Below are 19,370 nucleotides of genomic sequence, written 5' to 3' on the forward strand. Positions count from 1 at the left end.
TGAGAGAGCGCCTGTCTGTTCGCTTCCCGACCATAAGGCACGATCTTGCCGAGGTGGATCATGGCTGCACCTGTTACGAGCGCAAACGTGAAGCAGGCGGTTCCCTTTTTCGGTGTAACCAACATGGAAGCGTCACTGCGATTTTATGTCGAGGGACTGGGATTCCAAATGAAGCGTTCGTGGATTCCGGATCGCACGGAGGAAAACTGCCCTCCTGACGGGCGGATACGCTGGTGCTGCTTACAGCGTGGTGATGCCGCCATCATGCTTCAAGAGTTTTGGCCGGGGCGGCAACCGAGCGAAGCGCGCGGCACGGGAGTAAATGTCTGTTTCCAGTGCGAGGACGCTCTGGCGCTCTACCGCGAATTCAAATCACGCGGAGTGCAAATGCAGAAACGCCCGTTTGTTGGGAACCAAATGTGGGTTGTGCCGGTGAACGATCCGGATGGATACCGCATGGAGTTCTCGAGCCCGACCGATGCGCCAGAGGAAAGCGAATTTGAAGAATAGCGACTCCGTCACATTTCACCATCCGCGATCGGGCGAAAACACGACTTGTTCGCGTCGTTGCTGTAGGGTTGAGATGGAGGAACATCGACAACGCATCGTTCGATTATTATTCGCAGTCGAAATATAAACTGACCATCGCCTGAAGCCGAATCTCCAGAAGTGAATTTTCTTTGCATCCTTGCTCGCCGCGCTTGTCGCTTCGCGCCGTGAGCCCCATAATGCGTCATCATGCCCGGCACCGTGGAACCGCATCCCGCGCAATCCCGCCCCGAGCCTCGCGCGCATCGTCATTCCCGTTCGCGCGCCATCCAGCATCCCGTCCTGCGCATGATTTTCCGCATTGGCGGCAGCATTCTCGCTCTCTTTCTGCTTTTTCATTTCCTCCCGCTCAGCGAAGTTTGGACGACGCTCCGCCATCTTCCCGCTTATCTTTGGCTCCTCATTCTCGCTGGCTATTTGGCCGCGCATGTTGTCGCCATCAATAAATGGCGGCTGATGATCAACGTCGGTGGCGCGGGCCTGAGTTTCCGCCACGCCGTGCGCTGCTATTTCTCTGGCCTCTTCGGCACGCTTTTCCTGCCTTCCATCGTCGGCGGCGATTTCATCCGCAGCAGCCTGGCCATGCGGTTCGGCGCGGGCCGCGCCGCCATCATCCTTGGCGGTTTTCTCGACCGCGTTCTCGACTTCGTCGTCCTGATGTTTCTCGCCGCTCTTGGCGCGCTGCTCGTTCCCGGCGCGCTCGATCCGCGCACGCGTCACGTTTTCGTCTCCATCGGCGTTGTCATCCTCGTTGCGCTCGCTGTCTTGGGCCCGCTGGTCTTCTGGTTTCCCGCGCGGCACTTCTCTTTCCGCATTCGCCGTGGCATCGTGCGCTTGCGTCAGGCCGCGCGCCCCATGCGCCGCAGCCCGCGGACCGTTTTCGCCGCTTTATGTTTGGGATTATTCGCGCAGGGAAGCTTCATCTGGCTCACCGCTCAGGTCGCTAACGTCAGCGGCTTGCGTCTGCCGTTCCGCGCCTGGCTTTTCGCTTGGCCGCTCGCGAAAATTTCCGCCGTCATTCCCGTCACGCAAGGCGGCATCGGCGTGCGCGAAGCTGCGCTCGCCGCGCTGCTCGTTCCTTTCGGCGCTCGCGCCGTGAAGACCGTCGCCGTCGGCCTCGCTTGGGAAGCCATCATCATCACCGGCGGCCTCATCGCCGGCCTCACCGCATTTCTCCTCGGACGCCTGCCTGCCGCCCGCGCCGCTGTCGCGCAAACCAAATCCTCCGCAGAAAATCCCTCGCGCTCGGACTTGGAACCACTGTAAGTTTGAATTTAGAAAAGGAAGTTACGAGGAAGGAACGCTGCCGAACCCTGACTCCGTCTTGTTTGTCCCGAATTCGTCTGCCGGTCGTGAAGCAATTTCCTCAGCGCAGCATCTCCGCCGCCGTCAGCGCATAGACCAACGCGCATTGTGCGATGTTGCGAATCGGAATGAACTCGTTCGGCCCGTGCGACACCGTCAGTAATCCTGGTCCGTAGGCGAACGCCGGCACGCCGCGCGCCGCGTAGAATCGCGTTTCGAGCAGGCCCGGGCACATCTCGAATTTCGGTTCCTTGCCCGTCACGCTTCCAATGTGGCGTGACAGTATTGCCCCAAGTCTGTCTTCTGCCGGAGTCGCCGCTGCCGCTTCCTCTTGAAGTACCTCAATTTCGAAACCTTCTAGCGCCTCGCGCAATCGCCGCTTTTCTTCTTCCAGATTTTCCTCCGGATTGATCCGCCGGTCGATCGTGAAAGAACAGAATTCCGGCGTCACATTGAAATTCGTCCCTGCCTCGACGCGCCCGCCGATCATCAGTATGGATTTGCGGGCCGCCGCCGGAGCTATCTTCTGTCGTGTTTCGCGAAGCTCCACTTCGTTTTTGATTTCTGCTAGGCGAGCCATCGCAGGCAACGCGCGCTCGAACGCATTCACGCCCTCGAATTGCCGCCCGACGTGCGCGGCTTTTCCGCGCATCGTGGCGCGCAGCGAAATCGCTCCGCGATTGGCATTCCAAATCACGCCGCCTGTCGGCTCCGGAGTGAGCATCCCGATCCCTTCGCGCCCCAGCAGCCCGCGCGCATTCAGATCGCGCGATCCGCGCGGCCCGGCCGTCTCTTCGTCCGGTACCAGCACGATCCCGATTCGGCCCGCGTTCAGCAATCCTTCATCGCGCGCTGCTGCCGCTGCATGAATCATCGCCGCCAGCCCGCTCTTCATGTCCGACGACCCGCGCCCGAACAGATTCGCGCCTTCGACGCGCGGCTCGAATTGCTCGCTCCTCTGCGCCGGTACAACGTCGTAGTGCCCGCTGAAATATAGTGTTCGCGTGCTGGTTCCCGCCGACGCCAAAACGCACGCGCCTTCGCGTCTCGCGTCGCCGAACCCGAGCTTGTTTAACTCCTCGACGAGCGTTCGCGCGCATTCTTCGTAATGATTTCCGGGTGGGTTTTCCGATGGAATTGCGATCAGCCGCTTCGTCAGCTCCAGCATCGCTGGCTCGGAAAACCTTTGGCGCAGTCGGCTGCTCAGTTGCTCCGTATCCAGAGTCACTTTCGCCTCGCGAATTTCCTTATCGCCAAATGTTATCGGAGTGTTTCAGGAATGTGCCACCACGCAGCGCTCGCGCTAAAAGACATTTTGGCCTGCTTCTTCCGCCGCTTCCGTTCAGCGTTTCGTCCGTTTTGCCCTGCGCTTCTTCGCCGCTTTTTTCGCTCGCTTCACCGCAATCCCTTGTATCTCGAACTTCGCGCCAAAAAGCAGCGGCCCGGAACCCAGAAATGCTCGCGCCGGAAAATCGCCCGAAAAATAACCGCGATAAATCGCATTGAACTTCTCAAAGAGCGAGACGTCCGAGCAGAAAATCTGCACGTAAACCAAATCATCCATCGCCAGATTCGCGCGCCCCAGCGTTGCGCGGAAGCCATCGAGCAGCAGCCGCGCTTCCTGCTCCGCATCTGTGGGTGGTTTTCTCGTGGCCGGGTCCAGCCCGATGTGCCCGCTCACGTAATATGTATTGCCCACGAGCACGCCGCTCGAAAACGGCAGCGGCCCGAGACTCGCCGCCACCGGGAAATAAGTTCGCTTCTCATCCGTCGGCATAAATTCCTCCTCGAAATCTCATCAGATGCGCATCCGCGTCCAGCGATTCTCCTTCGCAAAAGTAAAACGGCTCGCCGCATCCCGCAGCGAGCCGTCTCATTTCAAATCAGCATCACGCCAGGTTTTAGTGCACGTACTTCGAATAATCCGGGAACGCCGGCAGCTTCGGCTTCGGCAGCGGATGGTTCTTCAAATCTTCCATCGCCACCGCGATCGCCTTCTCCAGTTGCACGTCGTGTCCTTCGCGCCACGCCTTCGGGTCCAGAATCACCGGCACATCCGGCGGCACGCCGTGGTTTTCCACGTCCCACGTCCCGTTCGGATTGAAGAACGCCACGCGCGGCGCCGTCACCGTCCCGCCGTCGATCAGTACCGGATATCCGTAGATGCCCACGAGCCCGCCCCACGTTCGCTCGCCCACCAGCGGCCCAAGTCCCGTGTGGCGGAATCCCCACGGCATCCAGTCGCCTCCCGAGCCTGAAAATTGATTGATGATCATCACCTTCGGCCCGAAAATCGCATCGAGCGGCGAAGTGAAGATCTCTCCCTGCCGCGTGTACCAGTAGCTCGTCAGCTTCCTCTGCATCGTTTCGATGATGTAATTCGCGATCGATCCGCCCTGATTGAACCGCTCATCCATCACCGCGCCTTCTCGTCCTACTTGCGAGTAGTAATAACGGTTGAAGTTCGTGAATCCGCCTCCTGCCGTATCCGGCAAATAGACGTACGCCAGCTTCCCGCCGCTGAGCTTCGTCACCGTCTCCAGATTGTGATTCATCCAGTCGCGGTTCCGGATCCCGAATTCATTCGCAATCGGCACCACGGTCACTTCCCGCGATCCGCTCCCATCCGCATTCGGACCCACCTTCAGCACCACCTGCTTGTCGGCCTTGTCCAGGAAGAAGCTGTAGATATTGTCCGTTCCTTTCACGTCCTGGCCATCCACCGCGAGAATGTAATCTCCCGCCACCACGTTCACGCCGGGCTGCGTCAGCGGCGCTTTCAGTTGCGGATTCCAGTTCTCGCCGCTGTAAACGCGCTTGATGCGGTATCTCCCGTTTTCCACCGCGTAGTCCGCTCCCAGCAGTCCGACCGTCACCGGCGGCACCGTTGGTATCGCACCGCCGCGCACAAACATGTGCCCGACGTTCAAATCGCTCAGCATCTGGTCGAAGAGGAAATTTTCATCCTCGCGGCTCGCCAGCCCCGGCAGATACTTCGCGTACTCCGCCTCCGCCTTGTCCAGATTGAGCCCGTGGTAGTTCGGCGCGTAGAAGAAGTCCCGTTCGATGCGCCACACTTCGTGGTACATCTGCGTCCATTCCGCACGCGGGTCCACCCACACTTTCATGTCGCTCATGTTCAGCATGCCGTCGCCCGGCTTCACCGGAGCCGCCGTCGCAGCGATCCCCCAGTGTTCCGCTTGCAGATAGAGCAGTTTTTCGCCGTTAAACGACAAATCGAAATCCTGCACGCCTGAAATCACCGGCGTCGCCTTCCGCGTCTTCATGTCGAACTTCGCGACGTCCAATCCCGCTTGTGGCCCAAACACTCCCACTTGCCCCGGCGGCATTTCCGCGATAAACAGCTCGCCGGTCTTGCCCGCCGCCAGCCCAATGTAATTCTTCATCGGCACCGGCAGCGCCAGAATCCGCTGGCTGATGTTGTCGAAGTCGATCGTCACCTTCGGCGTTTCTTCCTTCTTCTCCGCTCCGGCTGCAGGCGTTTCCGGCTTCTTCTCCGCTTTTTCTTCATCGCTCAGCGGAGCCAGCGGCGACGGCAGGTCCTTCGCCAGCACCACCACGTACACCGCTCGCGTCACTGTGTGGTCGTAGCTCGACATATCCAGCCACGCCGTCGTCGGTCCTGCGTTTGTGCTCGCCGTGAAGTACAGCCATTTCCCGTTCTTGTCCCACACCGCGTACCGCGCGTCGCTCATTCCATCCGTGATTTGCGTCGCCTTGCCGCTGTCCAGCGAATAGACGAACACCGCCCGCATGTGATTCGGCAGCACTTTCGTGTACGCAATCCACTTGCTGTCCGGCGACCACGACGGGTCCAGCGTCCGCTCCGGCGTCTCAAATGTGTCCGCATCGATTTTCACCGGCGTTCCTTTATCGAGGTCCACGTACCACACGCTCAGCCGCTTGTCCGTGTACACAATCTTCTTGCTGTCCGGCGACCACACCGGATCGTAGAAAAACGACGGCGGCTCGCCCAGACTGATCTTCTTCACCGTCCCCATGCCGTCCTGGCTCTTGATGTGCAGCGCATAATTGCCCGCTTCATCCGAAAAATACGCGATGGAATTCCCGTCCGGCGACCACGCTGGTGTCCGGTTCGCCACGCCCGGCGAATTCGTGATGTTCCGAATGTCTCCATGCTCCGCCGGGACGGTCAGGATTTGCCCGTGCGCCTCGAAAACCGCTCGCGCTCCCGTCGGCGAAATTCCCGCCGACAATATATGTTTCTCCACGCTGTCGAAGTGCGGCATCACCTGCGGAAAATCGCCCGCCACGTGAATCGTCACAGCGCGGTCGCGATGCGTCCCCAGGTCGTAGACGTGAATCGCTCCAAATTGCGAATAGACAACCGCGTCCGCTCCCGCCGAAGCTTCCTTGATCGGCATCCCGTTGTTCGCCACGAGCTGCGTCTCTTTTTTCGTCGCCGTGTCGTATTCGCAGAGCGTGAACGGTCCTTTTTCATCCGAGAGAAAGTAAATCTTGTCTCCCACCCACATCGGATCGAATTCGTTCCAGTCCCCGCGCGGAATTTCCTCGTAGCTCGAATCCGCAAGTTTGGCGACCCAGATTTTCGATTCCGTCCCGCCGCGATAATGCGACCACGTTCCCCACGGAAACGCCACCGGCCGGTAGGCGATATCGTCGCCATTTGGCGAATACGATCCCTCGAACGCCAGCGGGAACGGCAATTGTGTCGCCAGCCCGCCCGTCATCGGAATCGTGAACAATTCGCCGCCGCCGTTCGCAAACGAGTCGCGGTTTGATTCGAAAAGCACGTTCTTTCCATCCGGCGTCCAGCCCATCGCGATGTCTGCCGCGGGATGATACGTCAGCCGTTTCGGCACGCCGCCGTCCGCCGCCACCACGTACACATCCGTGTTCCCGCCGTATTGCCCGGAAAACGCGATCCATCTTCCATCCGGCGAAAAATGCGGATCCGATTGCACGCCCACTCCTGTCGTCAGCCGCGTCGCGTCCCCTCCTTGCCGGCTCACGCTCCACAGCTCGCCGCCATACACAAACACGATCTGCGTCTTGCTGATCGTCGGCTGCTGCAGCAGCAGCGCCGGCTCGTTTTGCGCGTAGCAAATGGCTCCCAGTAGAAACACAAGTATGGCCAGGACCGTTTTCTTCATTCCCATTCTCCTTTGCGAAACTTCGCTTTTATGTACGCGAACGCCCTAAGGAAAGTTTCCACCCGGTGTCGCAAGCGCGCCGACCCGCGCGCTTCCCGGTCCCCAGACAGACTTTGCAAGGGGCAATGCCTGCCAGCGAATCCGAGAGTATAGTCCCGCCCCGCGAATTGTGTCCATCAAATGCGGCCTTTGATGCTGGGTCAGTTTGAATTTTCTTGATCGTGACACAGGGAGTCAAAGTTCGAACTGACCCGGCGCCCGGTTTTTCGCTCGGTTTTTTTCTTCGCCCAAGCGGCAATTTTTACTGATTCCGCATCCACATGAATTCCAGTCTTTGCATTGCAACGTGCGGCAGTTACCATGGAAGGGTTCAAAAAAATATTATGAAGATAAAAATTCGCCGTCCCATTCTGTTGTCATTTTTCTTTTGCGTCATTTCCGCGCTGTTCGTTTCCGCCGCAGGAGCGCAACAAGCGCCGCCGCAGCAGCCGGCTCCTGCCGCCTCCGCTCCGCCGCCTTCTCAGGATCAGACATCCAAGAGCGCGCAGGACCGCAAAAAAAAGCAGAGCGAAATTGAGAAGGAGACCGGCACGGTCAACGATCGCTTCTTCGATGCAATGCCCAATTACGTCGTCGAAGACGCTCTAAAACTTCCCCCGCTCAAGACTCATGAAAAATTCGGTCTTGCCACGGCTTCCGTCCTCGACCCCTTCACCGTTCCCTTTGTCGGCTTTCTCGCCGCCGTGGACCAGGCCAATAATTCTCCGCGGTCCTATGGCCAGGGATGGGGCGCTTATGGCGAACGTTTCGGCTCGGAGTTTGGCGACAACGGCATCGGCACCTACATGACCGTCGCCATTTTTCCCACCATCTTGCGCGAGGATCCGCGCTACTACGTCATGAAAAAAGGCCGTTTCGGCCACCGCGCTTTCTACTCCATCTCGCGCCTTTTCGTCACCTTCACGGACTCTGGAAACACCAGTTTCAATTTTTCAGAAATTGCCGGCAACGCTGCCGCCACTGCCGCTTCGAATATTTACCATCCGTCGGAAGACCGCACTCTCTCCCGCAATCTCGGCACTTGGGGCATGTTAATCATGTGGGACGGCGCTTCCAACGAGATGAAGGAATTCTGGCCCGACATCCGCCGCAAGCTCTTCCACAAGAACACACCTTAGCCCTGCGTGGCGCTCCTCGCTTCTTCGCAAGAAGCTCCGCGCTTCCATCTTCCACTTTTCTGAAAATTACTTTTTTATCGGATTTGCAGGCGGCTGTCCCTGGCTTGCTGGCGGCACGATTCCATTCATTCGCAAATATTCCACCATCTGCCCGTAATGATCGAGCGAATGTGCGCATGCAAAGCTCGCCACCGCCAGCCGCGTATTGAAATACGGCAGCGGCAGAGGCGGATTTTTGATGGGAGTCACCGCATTTCCCGCCGTCAGCGACGCCATCGCTTTGTGCCCTAGCGCGAACGAATCCTTCAGATATTTCACGATCTGTTCTTTCGTCTGGATGTCATCCGGCCCGTTCGCCGCTCCCGCCAGAGTCACGCCCGCCGGTGGCGGCTGCCGCAGGACCGCGCTGAAAAATATGAAGTTCACCGTCGCCACATGCTTCACTTCCAGCGCGAACGTTCGCACTCCCGTGTAATTGCCGCTTGTCGGTGCGAAATCGTACTTGTCCGCTGGCATCGCTTCCGCTGCCGGCACAAATTGTGTCTCCACCACCCGCAGTTCCATTTCCATCACGCGCGCAATCGTCGCCGGTGGCATCGGTTTTTGCGGTTTTGCCTGTTGCGCCGCTGCGCCCGCCGCCATCAATCCCAGTGCTATCGCCAATCCCGCTATTTTTTTCATTTTCGCTCCTTAAATTTCCATCGTGGGTCTCTTTGAATTTTCTTGCTCCTAATACTAAGGACTCACAATTCGAATGGAACCACCACTCTAGTTTTCGTTACTTCGCAGACTTCGCCCCGATCCATCCCGCAAAGACCATCGCCCTCGATCATTCGTATCGCAAATTTACTTTGCTCCCGGATTCGCCGGCGGCTGCCCCTGGCTTGCTGGCGGCACGATTCCATTCATCCGCAAATACTCCACGATCTGCCCATAATGGTCAAACGTATGTGTGCAGCCGAAGCTCGCCAGCGCCAGCCGCGTTGTTAAAAACGAAACCGCCGTCTTTGGTAGCGGCGTCACCGCGTTCTGCGCCGTAATCGTCGCAATCGCCTTATGCCCATAGGCAAACGAATCCTTCAAATACTTCACAATCTGCTCTTTCGTCTGAAGTTCCTCCGGCCCATTGGATCCTTTCTCCCCGGACGCGTCCGGCGGCATCGGTTCCTGCAAAAGCGTGCTGAAATACATGAAATTCGCCGTCGCCACGTGCTTCACTTCCTGCGCGAACGTCCTCACGCCCTTGAATTCGCCTGGTCCCGTCGGCGCGAAATCATACTTGTCCGCCGGCATCGCTTCTGCTGCGGCCACAAAGGACTGTTCCACATATCCGAATTGTGCCTGCATCACCGACGCAATCGTCGGCGCCGCCTTCATCGGCTGCTTCGCCTGTTGTCCGAATGCGCTTGCCGCCAGCAGTCCCAGCGCCATTCCGATTCCCGTCAATTTTTTCATTTTCCGCTCCTGAAATGTTCGTTTCCATGAACCGTTGCACGCGTCCTTATTCCTGTGCCCCTCCGCATGTCTCTCTTTCTGCGGATTCATTTTTTGTCTCTTCCTTTGCGCCAATCGCTTATCACGCACGCATCAATGCGAGTCAAGAAAATTCCGCTCCTCGCGCCTCGTTAAAAAACCTACCAATTCGCGTTTGCAACTTCCTTCCACGCGGCGTATGGTTTTTGCGGGAGGCATCTCAAATCATGCAAAGCATTCTTGCCCATCGGCCCTGGCAGTTTTTCTTCATCTCCGTTTTTTTCCTTTTCGACGTCTTTGCGTTTTGCGCTCCTCCACCGAGTCCCCAGTCATCGCAAGCTTCCAAGGCTCCTCAGACCGCTCAAACCGCGCAAACTTCTCCAGCCGTCACCATCCCCAAAGTCGATGGCGGCGCCGGTTCCTGCAAAGCCAGCTTCACCGTCCGCGACGGCTCGAACAAGCCCATTTACAACGCGCAAATTCTGGTCGAGCTTCGCTACGGCTTCATGAATCTGCGCAAGACCGATCTCCAGGTCGGCACCAATAGCGACGGCAAGGCTCTGATCACCGGCCTGCCCGATTTTCCAAAAAAACCGCTCGCCTTCACCATCAAGAGCGGCACTGTATCCAAGACGGTCACTGACGACCCAGCGGTGAATTGCAATCAGAATTTCGACGTCGTCCTCACCGTCCACTAACTCTTTGTCATTCCGAACTTGCCCGCCGTGGCGAGCTCTCAGCCTGTGTGCCGGTGGCCTTCGTAGGGGCAGGGCTTGCCCTGCCCGCGCGACGCTCCGCGTCGCGTTCGCCGGGTGGGTATGCGCCGTAGCGGGCGCAGCCGGAACGTGCCTGCCGCCGGTAGGGAATCCGCAGTTAAGTTGTCATTCCGAACCCAGTCGCCCGCCTTCCGGGCGAATGACAGTGAAGAATCTGTTTTTCACTCTGTGGCACAGGCTCGCCCGCTGTGGCGGACTCTCAACCCGTGTCCCGTTGCCTTCGCACGGGCTTGCCCGCCGCAGCCATAGAGTTTTTTTACGATGTCATTCCGAGGCGTTCCGGCGGATCTGGCCGGAACGTCCGAGGAATCTGCTGTTGTCTCTTTGGAGTGCGGCTTGCCCTGATCTTTATCGGTTCGTACCTCTCTTCCGGTTCTAGCCTCCAATCTCCAGCCTCTAGCATGTTGTCCCGCGCCCTCATCTCACGTTAAGCTCTCTTCTCTCATGCTGACTCTTCAATCCGCTCACGCTCTTGCCTCCAGCCACTGGCTTCCTCTCGCCATCTTCGTCATCACCTACGTTTTCATCGCCATCGAATCCGGACGCGGCAGCCATCTCGACCGCACCGCCGCAGCTTTCTGCGGCGCCGTCGCCATGGTTCTTTTCGGCGTCCTCTCGCTCGACGCCGCCTATCGCGCCATCAGTTGGGACACCATCATCTTTCTTCTCGGCATCATGATTCTCGTCGCGCATTTCCAGGTCTCGCATTTCTTCGACTGGATCGCCATCCACGTCGCCGCCGTTGCGCGCACGCGTTTTCAGCTTCTCGTCCTTCTCGTTTTCACCACCGGCATTCTCGCCGCATTTTTCGTCAACGACACCATTTGCCTCATGTTCACTCCTGTCATTCTCGCTCTCACCGATCGCCTCAGGCTTCCGCGCCTTCCGTATCTCGTCGCTCTCGCCACTTCCGCCAACATCGGCTCCGTCATGTCCGTCACTGGCAATCCGCAGAACGCTCTCGTCGGCGTCACCGCGCATTTCACGTTTCTCGAATTTTTGAGCCGCCTCGCGCCCGTCTCCGCCCTCGGACTCGTCCTCAACGTCATTCTCCTCGCGTATTTTTTCCGCCGTGATCTTCGCAACACACACCCGCTCGAAGCATCCATTTCATCCGCGCCATTCGTCGCAAATGGAACCGCGCCGCACAATCACGAAACTCTCGCCTCCGTGAAACTCGACCGCGTTCTGCTCGTCAAATGCGCGCTCGCCGCGCTTCTTGTTCTCGTTCTGTGGATCATGAATTTTTCGTTTCCGCTCGCCGCCGCCACGGTCGGCGCGTTTATTCTCGTCATCGGCCGCGTAAAATCCGAAACGATTCTTCGCCGCGTCGATTGGGAATTGCTTTTGTTCTTTGCATCTTTGTTCGTCGTCATGCAGGGCTTCGATGATTCCGGCGCCACCGCCTACATCATCCGTTTTCTCGCCTCCGGACTCCGGCACGGCGTCACCGCGCAATTATTCGCCGTCAGCGGCGCCATGCTCGCCCTCAGCAATCTCGTCAGCAATGTCCCCGCTGTGCTTCTCGTGCGTCCCTTTGTCAATTCGCTCCCGCACGCGCATTTCATCTGGCTCGCCGTCGCCAGCACCAGCACGCTTGCCGGCAACGCCACGCCCATCAGCTCCATCGCCAACCTCATCGTCATCCAGCTCGCTGCGCGCCGCATGAAAATCACGTTCTGGGAATTCACGCGCATCGGCCTCGTCGTCACCCTTGTCACTTCCCTCGCCGCCATCGCCATCCTCGCCGCCGAAGCCCATCTCCTTCCCCCCATGTAATTTTGATTGGCGCTCCTCGCAGCGAATGGGTCAAACGACTGGGTAGATACCGCTGCCCTACGTTCTAGCACTCGTAGGGGCGCTGCTTGCTGCGCCCTCTCGTGGTCCCGCGTCCGGCTGCGAAAATCTATGCCTCTAACCTTTCGCGTACTTGAAATTGAGGCTTGCACCTTGCCGTCGCGGCAACCTTTACGCTTAGGGAGGCAAATCATGCGCGACACGCTCACCATTTCCGTGCTTGCGAAACGCTCCGGCGTGCCCTCCAAGACCATCCGCTACTGGGAAAGTCTCGGATTGCTGCCGAGGGCAGCCCGCAGTCACACCGGTTACCGCGTGTTTGACTCCGCGAGTCTTCGCTACGTTGCCTTCATCCAGAAGTCCAAGGACATCGGCCTCACTCTCGCCGAGATGCGGGAAATCCTCCGCGTCACGCGCACCGGCCGTTGTCCCTGTCCGCAGGTCATCACGTGGACGCAGGCGAAGGCCAAATCGCTCGCCGGCCAGATCCGCGCTCTCTCCGTGTTGTTGCAGCGGCTCAAGCGCATTCAGCGGGATTGGAAGCGATGCTCGTGCTCCAGGCAGGAATGCTGCGCGGTTTGCAGTCTGATTGCCGGTTTGCCGGAATGCCCATCTTCCGCAGGAGGAAAAAATGAAAAAAACGTGGAATGTTGCAATGACCGATCCATGCTGTCCGAAATGCCCGCCAGGATGTCCGCCCTGCCCCGGCGACTAAGCCGTTCGCGCGCGGTAGCAACCTGAGCGTCAAATAACGGAACCGCGGACCAGCCGTTTTTTTCGGCGCATCCGCGGTTCCGTCTTCCTAATCTGTCATCCTGAGGAGGATGCGACTAGCATCCGACGAAGGACCTGCTGTTGCTCTTCGTAGTGGCGGGCTCTCAGCCTGTGTGCCGTTACCTTTGTAGTTGCGGACTCATTCCGCCCGCGGAATGTCCCGCGTCGCGCAACGAATTTGTAGGGCCCGATTGCGTTTATCGGGCCGCGTCTCTCTCGTCACTGTTTTTTAATTCCAGCCTCTAACTTCTGGCCTCCAGCTTCCAGAACAAGGGTGGGTTTGCGTCGAACTCGACGCCGCTTTGTCTTCGAGATTTAACGTTGTCATTCCGAATCGGCCGCCCGCCTTCCGCGCAAATGGCGGTGAGCCTGCCTGCCGCAGGCAGAGAATCTGCTGTTGCTTTTCGTAGGGGCAGCGCTTGCCCTGCCCGCGCGACGCCCCGCGTCGCGTTCACCCTGTGCGTTTGCGCCGAGGCGAGCACAGCCTGAACCTGCCTACCCCAGGCAGGGAATCTGCTGTTGCTCTTCGTAGTGGCGGGTTCTCAGCCCACCTGTCGCTGCCTTCGTAGGGGGTGCCCGCCGCCCTATTTCTTCGCGTGCGCGTAATTCTCCGCGATCTGTTCCCAGTTCAGTGTGTTCCACCACGCTTCCAGGTAATCCGCGCGCCGGTTCTGATACTTCAAATAATACGCATGTTCCCACACATCCACGCCCATCACCGGCTTCCCGCCGCTCATCAGCGGATTATCCTGATTCGGCGTCGACTCGATCGCCAGCTTCCCGCCCTTCATCATCAGCCACGACCATCCCGACCCGAATCGCTTCATCGCCGCGTCATTCAGTTTCGCCTTGAAATCCCCAAAGCCGCCGAACGACGACTTGATCGCATCCGCGAGTTCGCCTTTCGGTTCTCCGCCTCCGCTTTTCTTCATGATCTTCCAGAAGAGCGAATGATTCGCGTGTCCGCCGCCGTTGTTGCGCACGGCCGTGCGGATAGCTTCCGGCACGCTGTCGATTCGGCTGATCAATTCCTCGACGGAAAGCCTCGCCAGCTCGGCATTTCCTTCCAGCGCCTTGTTCAGATTCGTCACATACGCGCCATGATGCTTGTCGTGGTGAATCTCCATCGTCTTCGCGTCAATGTACGGTTCGAGCGCGTCAAACGCATACGGCAGCGGCGGCAGTTGATGCGGCGCCGGCGCGGTTCCTGGAGCTTGTGTCATTATTTCCTCCTCGATTTTCTTTCGTGCCTCACAATTATACTCCCGCCCCGCGCACGGATGTAAACCCGCTGAATCTTCCTCGACAGCCTCTTTAGTTTTGTCATTCCGAGGCGCTCCGGCGGCTGGCCGCGGCAAGCGGCCGACGTGAAAGTGTCGCCGGAGCGACCGAGGAATCTGCTTCTCCCTTTTCTCGTTCGTACCAAAATTCGGCCCGATGAACAGCCCCTCGTCAATCCCTCGCGCAATCTACTTCTTCATCAACCCGCGAATCTGCGCCGGCAAGTTCAGCGTCACGCTCAGCGTTGCCGACGATTGCTGGCCGTCACTGCTTGTCTGCAGAAAAACGAATCTCTCCCCGTCCGCCGATACGTCGTAATTCACCGCCGGATTCGTTTGCATCGGGCTGAATTCAGAGGGCGGAAGAGTAAACAGTACATGCGGCGGCCCGGCATGAAATGTCGGCTTCAATTCCACATCCACCGCCATCATCTGGTTCCCCGCGGTGTTATACACCAGTTCGCGGCCTCCCTTGGACCAACGGGGATAGGCTCCGTTTTCCTGCGAAATCTGCCATTTCCCTCCACCCACAGGGAAAGTATCGACAAATGCCTGATAGGAGCTCGATTGATACGAAGAGTACGCGAGGTACTTCCCGTCCGGTGAGAACTCGGCCCCTGCGGCATTTGTCTTGAGCGGCGTGGTCTTCGCCTTATCTCCAAGCGCAGTCATGGATAGGTCTCCCAAAAGGCCTCCCGGCCGCGTCAAAACGATGACCTTCCCGTCAGGCGAAGCCGCATCCGGATTGAGATACGACCCGCCTTCATTCGGCAGAATAACCTGTTCACCTCCCGTGCCGTCCGCTCGCTTCGCATAAAGTCCCCCGCCACTCCCACGGCTCGAATCAAAATAAATCTTTGAACCGTCCGCCGACCACGCCTCATAGTCGTCCGTACCGTCAAACGTCAGCCGGCTCATGCTTCCGCTTCCGAAATCATAAATCCACACGTCGCCCCGCCCGTTCGTGGCAAAGTTGGTGACGTCGCTGACGACCATCGCCAGCCGCTTGCCGTCCGGCGAAAATCGAGGAATGGAATACCCGCGCGGCGGCAGGGGCAAAACATGCGACTCTCCTTTGCGATCCGTAATCGTCACTGTTCGAGTGGATGTGGCGGAGCCACCGCTCAGGTACGCCATCATGCCATTTGTCGCCACTGCCACGTATGCCGCCCCGCTCGTTGGATCGCCGCTCACCTGTTCCGGCAACTGCACTGCGTCTCCCGTGATCTCCATCCGGCTCTCGCTGAAAGGTGCTGCGAATAGCACTCCGGTTCGGTAGTACAGCAAATATCCGTTCGGCGAATACACCGCCATGTCTCCATGTGTCAAAACGCGAATTTGTTTCGTCTCAAATGAATACACCGCGATCTCCGCTTCATCGTAGCTCGCCGCGCTGTTTTGCATTCCGATCGTGAAGACGACACCTTTATCGTTCGGCAGCACATCCGGCCACCGGTACGTTCGCTCTCCCTTCTTGGTGTCCGGCGCCACAAGCTCCTCCGGTTGCCCGCCGGATTCCCGCAGCCTCAGCAAACCGCCGGTGTATTCAGGAGAAAATATGATCGTCCCGTCCTTCGCCCAGCTCCCGCCGCGCTGGACCGAGGCATCAGCGAGAACCTGCGCCGTGCCGCCCTCGGCTGGGATTTTCTTGAGTTTTCCATCCGCAAAAAAGCCGATCCATTTCCCGTCGGCAGAGAAAAACGGGCTCGCTCCATTCTCTGTCCCGGCAATCGGCTTCGCGTCCGGCTCATTCAATGAGCGGAGGTAAAGTTGCGTTGCGCTGCCTTTTGCTCCCATAAAAACAATTTGTCTGCCGTCCGGCGAAAGCGCCACACTGGGCGCATCTCTCGTCAAAATGCTTACGCCCTCGGGCAAAGCGACATCGAGTGTCGTGCTTTCACCAGGATCGAACTCCCGCCCAAAATACAAATATCCCGCGAGCCCCATCGCCACTAGCGCGCACAGCGCTGCCACGACCCACGGCAGCCACGCTTGCTTACCGCGTTCGGGCGCTTTCACCGCGGCATGAGATTGCCTCTCGACCGTCGCCGCCGCGCCGCTCAGCACCTCGTCAATCGCAATCCGCGCGTCGCCGATATCGCGCAAGCGTTGCTTCGCATCTTTCTGCATGCAGCGCTGCAACAGCACGCGCACATGCGCTGGCGTATCCTTCGGCAGCAGCGACCAATCCGGCTCCGCGCGAATCACCGCCGCCAGCGTGTCCGTCACCGTCTCGCCGCTGAACGCCATCTTGCCCGTCAGCATCTCGTATAGCACGCACCCAAACGCCCAAATGTCCGCGCGCCGGTCTACCGTCTTGCCTTTGGCTTGCTCCGGCGACATATATGCCGCCGTCCCCAGAATGATTCCCGCCTGCGTCGCCATCCGACTGATCGTCGGCGAAGTGGAAATATCCGTCGCGGCAGGATCGTTCTCCAGCGCCTTCGCCAATCCAAAGTCCAGAATCTTCACCGCATCGCTGTTTGTGATTTTTATATTTGCCGGTTTCAAATCGCGATGCACAATTCCGCGCTCGTGCGCGTATTCCAGCCCTTCGGCGATTTGTTTTGCAATGGGCAGCGCGTCGTCCATCGCAATCGGAGTGGTTCGGATCGGTTGCGTAGCCGTGGCTCTGCCTGCCGAGGCTGGCTTTACGTCGGCACGCGTTCCCCCGCTGCTCGATCCCTTGCGTCCGCTGGCAATGCGCTCCCCGAGCGTTGGTCCCTCGACCAATTCCATCACCAGCGCATGCGTCGCGCCCGAATCCTCGAATCCGTAAATCGCCGCAATGTTCGGATGATTGAGCGACGCCAGCACTTGCGCTTCGCGCTGGAACCGCGCCATGCGTTCCGCGTCGCGCGCAAACGCTTCCGGCAAAACCTTGATCGCCACGTCGCGTCCCAGCCTCGCATCCCGCGCGCGATACACCTCTCCCATCCCTCCCGCTCCGAGAGGCGTCTGAATCTCATATGGCCCAAGTTTTGTCCCGCTATTTAGCACCGCAGACCCCTCGCAGAAATCTTATTCGTAACGCATCAACGCTCCCCGTCATTCGCTTGCGCGAAGTGCGTCCGTTCGCTCATGGTCGCTCGAACCATCGCCTTTGCTGAGCACTGACCACTCGCCCCTGGTCACTGTTTCTTCAGCAGCGCCGGCCAGTTCACCACCAGCGTCAGCGGCGGAGTGACCTGCGGCGCGCCCGAGCTGACCACCACGAACTTCTGCCCATTGGCAGTGACATCGTAGGGGCCTCTCACCTGGATAATACTGTTCACCTGGAACAGCGGCGTGACCTTCCCGAGGGCCAGGCTTGTGCCCTGTTCGGAAATCTCCACGGCCATCAGCTTGTTGTCGGGCGAAAGATAAAATAGCTCCTTGCCGTCACGCCTCCATCGCGGATATCCTCCGCCTCCCGTCGAGACCTGCCATTTCCCGCTGCCATGCAGGAACGGCACCACGTAAATCTCGCGCCTCCCCGATTCATCTGACACGTAACCCAGCCACTTGCCATCGGGGGAAAGAGCTGGCGCCACTTCATTGAATTGCTGGTTCTGTACCACTGGAAAGGGCTTGCGCCCGCCGAACAGGGGCACAGCCCAGATTTCGATATGCGAGCCCGGTTGTGAACTCTCCCGCTCGTAGACGACGTACCGCCCATCGGAAGACCAGTCCGGGTATGCTTCACGGGCGTCGTCCACAATCAACGGCGTCGTGCTTCCCGTCCCGTCGGCGGCTTTCTGGTATAGATGGGGTTGCACGCTTCGATCCGACGTGAACGCAATGGTCTTGCCATCTGGCGACCAGGCCGGAGAGCCGTCACTGGCCGTTGAGAACGTCAGTCGCGTCTTGGTTCCTCGCGCCAGGTCATAAGTCCAGATATTCGAGTACGAGGTTCCCGCCGCCACTACGCGAACAGCCAATTCGCGTCCATCCGGTGAAAGTTCCGGCGAAGAGTAATCGCCGGGCGTCCCCGTCTCCGCCGACTGCTTGCCGCTGCGATCCAACCACAAAAGCTCGACGTTGCCGACAACGGAGCCTCCCGCGCTATAGGCCAGAATCCCGTTCGTCGAAACGCTGAAGATTCCCTGCCATACGACAGAGTTTACGTCGGCATGTTCGACCAGCGGCGTCGCATCGCCGGTGAGTTGCATCTTCTCCGCATTGAATCGCTGGGCCATCAGCGTGCCTTGCCGGATGAACAACAGGTAGCCCGCGTCCGCATAGACCGCGTTCGAGTCGCCTCGGATCAGGAGAACTGGCTCGCCGCCGTCTAGCGAGGCGGCATACGTGCCGTCGCTATTCTGTGCGTTGCTGCCGTGGGAATAAAAAAGGAAATGCTTGCCGTCGGGCAGAAATTGCGGCCAGCGGTGCGTGGTTTCCTGCCGCGAGGCGTTCAGTTTGGTAACTGCTTGAGGCGAGCCGCCCGAGGCGGGTATGCGATAGATTGGGGCGAGTGCGGCGGGAGCGAAGAGGATGGTGCCGTCGGAACTCCAGGTTCCTCCGCGCCCATTCGTAGTATCGGCGAGGGCGAGCGTCGGCCCGCCCGCCGCGTCAACCCGCTGCAGCTTGTCATCCGCAAAGAATCCGATGGAGCGACTATCCGGCGACCAGAAAGGAAACTGGGCCCCATCGGTGCCCGCGAGCGGCTGCGCCGTTGCACTATTGAGCGGGCGCACCCAAAGTTGTCGCTTGCTATCCGATCCGACGGCTACGAAGACCAGCTTCGTGCCATCGGGCGAAATCAGCGGAGGTCCTTCAGTCGGGCCCCCCGAAGCGAAGCTCGCGTTCGGAGGCGGTAGAATCTGCGACACAATGACCGGCGCGGGCATCGGTGCGCGCGCGATGAAGCCGTAGGCCAGCGCGATAGCAATAATTGTGAGTAGCGCCGCCGCTCCCCACGCGATGCGTTCGCGGTTTTTGCGATGCGCAACGATGGGCGCAGGTACTCCTGCCTGCGAACCCGCGTCGCGTATCCATTCCAGCTGCAGCTTCACGTCGTGCGCCGACTGAAAGCGCTCATCCGGATCTTTTGCCAAGCAAATCTTCGCCGTGCGGTCCAAAGCCGGAGGCGACATTGGCTGA

Annotated in this window: 14 protein-coding genes; 6 read left to right on the plus strand and 8 right to left on the minus strand. The window is 59.0% G+C overall.

Translation table 11 applies throughout. The features are described from left to right. Positions 1 to 60 precede the first annotated feature (60 nt). Entirely contained in the window at positions 61 to 510 is a 450-nt protein-coding gene (locus VGR81_04790) for a VOC family protein (GenBank protein HEV2288251.1), read from the plus strand. 228 nt (positions 511 to 738) lie between these two features. Further along, positions 739 to 1,815 carry a lysylphosphatidylglycerol synthase transmembrane domain-containing protein gene (locus VGR81_04795; protein ID HEV2288252.1) on the plus strand — a complete coding sequence of 359 codons (1,077 nt, stop codon included), beginning with the start codon at positions 739 to 741 and terminating at the stop codon, positions 1,813 to 1,815. Between the two features lie 100 nt (positions 1,816 to 1,915). Here VGR81_04795 and VGR81_04800 read toward each other — a convergent pair whose 3' ends face one another. The 3 genes from VGR81_04800 to VGR81_04810 form a co-directional block, all read right to left on the minus strand. Further along, positions 1,916 to 3,082 (minus strand): ArgE/DapE family deacylase, encoded by a 1,167-nt coding sequence (locus VGR81_04800; GenBank protein ID HEV2288253.1) that lies wholly within the window; start codon positions 3,080 to 3,082, stop codon positions 1,916 to 1,918. Positions 3,083 to 3,196: 114 nt separating this feature from the next. Then, complete coding sequence (locus tag VGR81_04805; GenBank protein ID HEV2288254.1) at positions 3,197 to 3,631, minus strand: RidA family protein; 435 nt, start codon at positions 3,629 to 3,631, stop codon at positions 3,197 to 3,199. 124 nt (positions 3,632 to 3,755) lie between these two features. After that, positions 3,756 to 7,010 (minus strand): PDZ domain-containing protein, encoded by a 3,255-nt coding sequence (locus VGR81_04810; protein ID HEV2288255.1) that lies wholly within the window; start codon positions 7,008 to 7,010, stop codon positions 3,756 to 3,758. A 383-nt stretch (positions 7,011 to 7,393) separates the two neighbouring features. On the opposite strand from VGR81_04810, the gene VGR81_04815 reads away from it, so the two are divergent. Then, complete coding sequence (locus VGR81_04815) at positions 7,394 to 8,188, plus strand: hypothetical protein (protein HEV2288256.1); 795 nt, start codon at positions 7,394 to 7,396, stop codon at positions 8,186 to 8,188. A 66-nt stretch (positions 8,189 to 8,254) separates the two neighbouring features. Here the strand turns inward: VGR81_04815 and VGR81_04820 are convergent, their stop codons facing one another. Both VGR81_04820 and VGR81_04825 read right to left on the minus strand, forming a co-directional pair. After that, a complete protein-coding gene (locus VGR81_04820; protein ID HEV2288257.1) occupies positions 8,255 to 8,869 on the minus strand; it encodes a DinB family protein in 615 nt (204 codons plus the stop codon). Positions 8,870 to 9,034: 165 nt separating this feature from the next. Next, the gene (locus VGR81_04825; GenBank protein HEV2288258.1) at positions 9,035 to 9,643 is read right to left on the minus strand and encodes a DinB family protein; all 609 of its coding nucleotides are present in this window, start codon (positions 9,641 to 9,643) and stop codon (positions 9,035 to 9,037) included. 245 nt (positions 9,644 to 9,888) lie between these two features. Between VGR81_04825 and VGR81_04830 the strand changes: the two genes are divergently transcribed. The 3 genes from VGR81_04830 to VGR81_04840 all read left to right on the plus strand — a co-directional run bounded on the left by VGR81_04830 (position 9,889) and on the right by VGR81_04840 (position 12,975). Continuing rightward, a complete protein-coding gene (locus VGR81_04830; protein ID HEV2288259.1) occupies positions 9,889 to 10,359 on the plus strand; it encodes a hypothetical protein in 471 nt (156 codons plus the stop codon). A gap of 522 nt (positions 10,360 to 10,881) precedes the next feature. Next, positions 10,882 to 12,216 carry an SLC13 family permease gene (locus VGR81_04835; protein ID HEV2288260.1) on the plus strand — a complete coding sequence of 445 codons (1,335 nt, stop codon included), beginning with the start codon at positions 10,882 to 10,884 and terminating at the stop codon, positions 12,214 to 12,216. A 210-nt stretch (positions 12,217 to 12,426) separates the two neighbouring features. After that, positions 12,427 to 12,975, plus strand: coding sequence for a MerR family DNA-binding transcriptional regulator (locus VGR81_04840; GenBank protein HEV2288261.1), 549 nt, complete (start codon positions 12,427 to 12,429; stop codon positions 12,973 to 12,975). A gap of 617 nt (positions 12,976 to 13,592) precedes the next feature. On the opposite strand, the gene VGR81_04845 is transcribed toward VGR81_04840, so the two are convergent. From VGR81_04845 to VGR81_04855, 3 genes are all read right to left on the minus strand, one after another. Next, positions 13,593 to 14,231, minus strand: coding sequence for a superoxide dismutase (locus VGR81_04845; GenBank protein HEV2288262.1), 639 nt, complete (start codon positions 14,229 to 14,231; stop codon positions 13,593 to 13,595). A gap of 246 nt (positions 14,232 to 14,477) precedes the next feature. Next, the gene (locus VGR81_04850; protein HEV2288263.1) at positions 14,478 to 17,288 is read right to left on the minus strand and encodes a protein kinase; all 2,811 of its coding nucleotides are present in this window, start codon (positions 17,286 to 17,288) and stop codon (positions 14,478 to 14,480) included. A gap of 131 nt (positions 17,289 to 17,419) precedes the next feature. After that, a partial coding sequence (locus VGR81_04855; protein HEV2288264.1) for a hypothetical protein occupies positions 17,420 to 19,370 on the minus strand: 1,951 nt, incomplete at its 5' end.

It is taken from the genome of Candidatus Acidiferrales bacterium, from assembly GCA_035934015.1.
GTDB lineage: Bacteria > Acidobacteriota > Terriglobia > Acidiferrales > UBA7541 > DAHUXN01.

What these genes read in the sequence shown, in the direction of transcription:
- VGR81_04790 (HEV2288251.1), top strand. Translation starts at nt 61, where the DNA reads ATGGCTGCACCTGTTACGAGCGCAAACGTGAAGCAGGCGGTTCCCTTT.
- VGR81_04795 (HEV2288252.1), top strand. Translation starts at nt 739, where the DNA reads ATGCCCGGCACCGTGGAACCGCATCCCGCGCAATCCCGCCCCGAGCCT.
- VGR81_04805 (HEV2288254.1), bottom strand. Translation starts at nt 3,631, where the DNA reads ATGCCGACGGATGAGAAGCGAACTTATTTCCCGGTGGCGGCGAGTCTC.
- VGR81_04810 (HEV2288255.1), bottom strand. Translation starts at nt 7,010, where the DNA reads ATGAAGAAAACGGTCCTGGCCATACTTGTGTTTCTACTGGGAGCCATT.
- VGR81_04815 (HEV2288256.1), top strand. Translation starts at nt 7,394, where the DNA reads ATGAAGATAAAAATTCGCCGTCCCATTCTGTTGTCATTTTTCTTTTGC.
- VGR81_04820 (HEV2288257.1), bottom strand. Translation starts at nt 8,869, where the DNA reads ATGAAAAAAATAGCGGGATTGGCGATAGCACTGGGATTGATGGCGGCG.
- VGR81_04825 (HEV2288258.1), bottom strand. Translation starts at nt 9,643, where the DNA reads ATGAAAAAATTGACGGGAATCGGAATGGCGCTGGGACTGCTGGCGGCA.
- VGR81_04830 (HEV2288259.1), top strand. Translation starts at nt 9,889, where the DNA reads ATGCAAAGCATTCTTGCCCATCGGCCCTGGCAGTTTTTCTTCATCTCC.
- VGR81_04835 (HEV2288260.1), top strand. Translation starts at nt 10,882, where the DNA reads ATGCTGACTCTTCAATCCGCTCACGCTCTTGCCTCCAGCCACTGGCTT.
- VGR81_04840 (HEV2288261.1), top strand. Translation starts at nt 12,427, where the DNA reads ATGCGCGACACGCTCACCATTTCCGTGCTTGCGAAACGCTCCGGCGTG.
- VGR81_04845 (HEV2288262.1), bottom strand. Translation starts at nt 14,231, where the DNA reads ATGACACAAGCTCCAGGAACCGCGCCGGCGCCGCATCAACTGCCGCCG.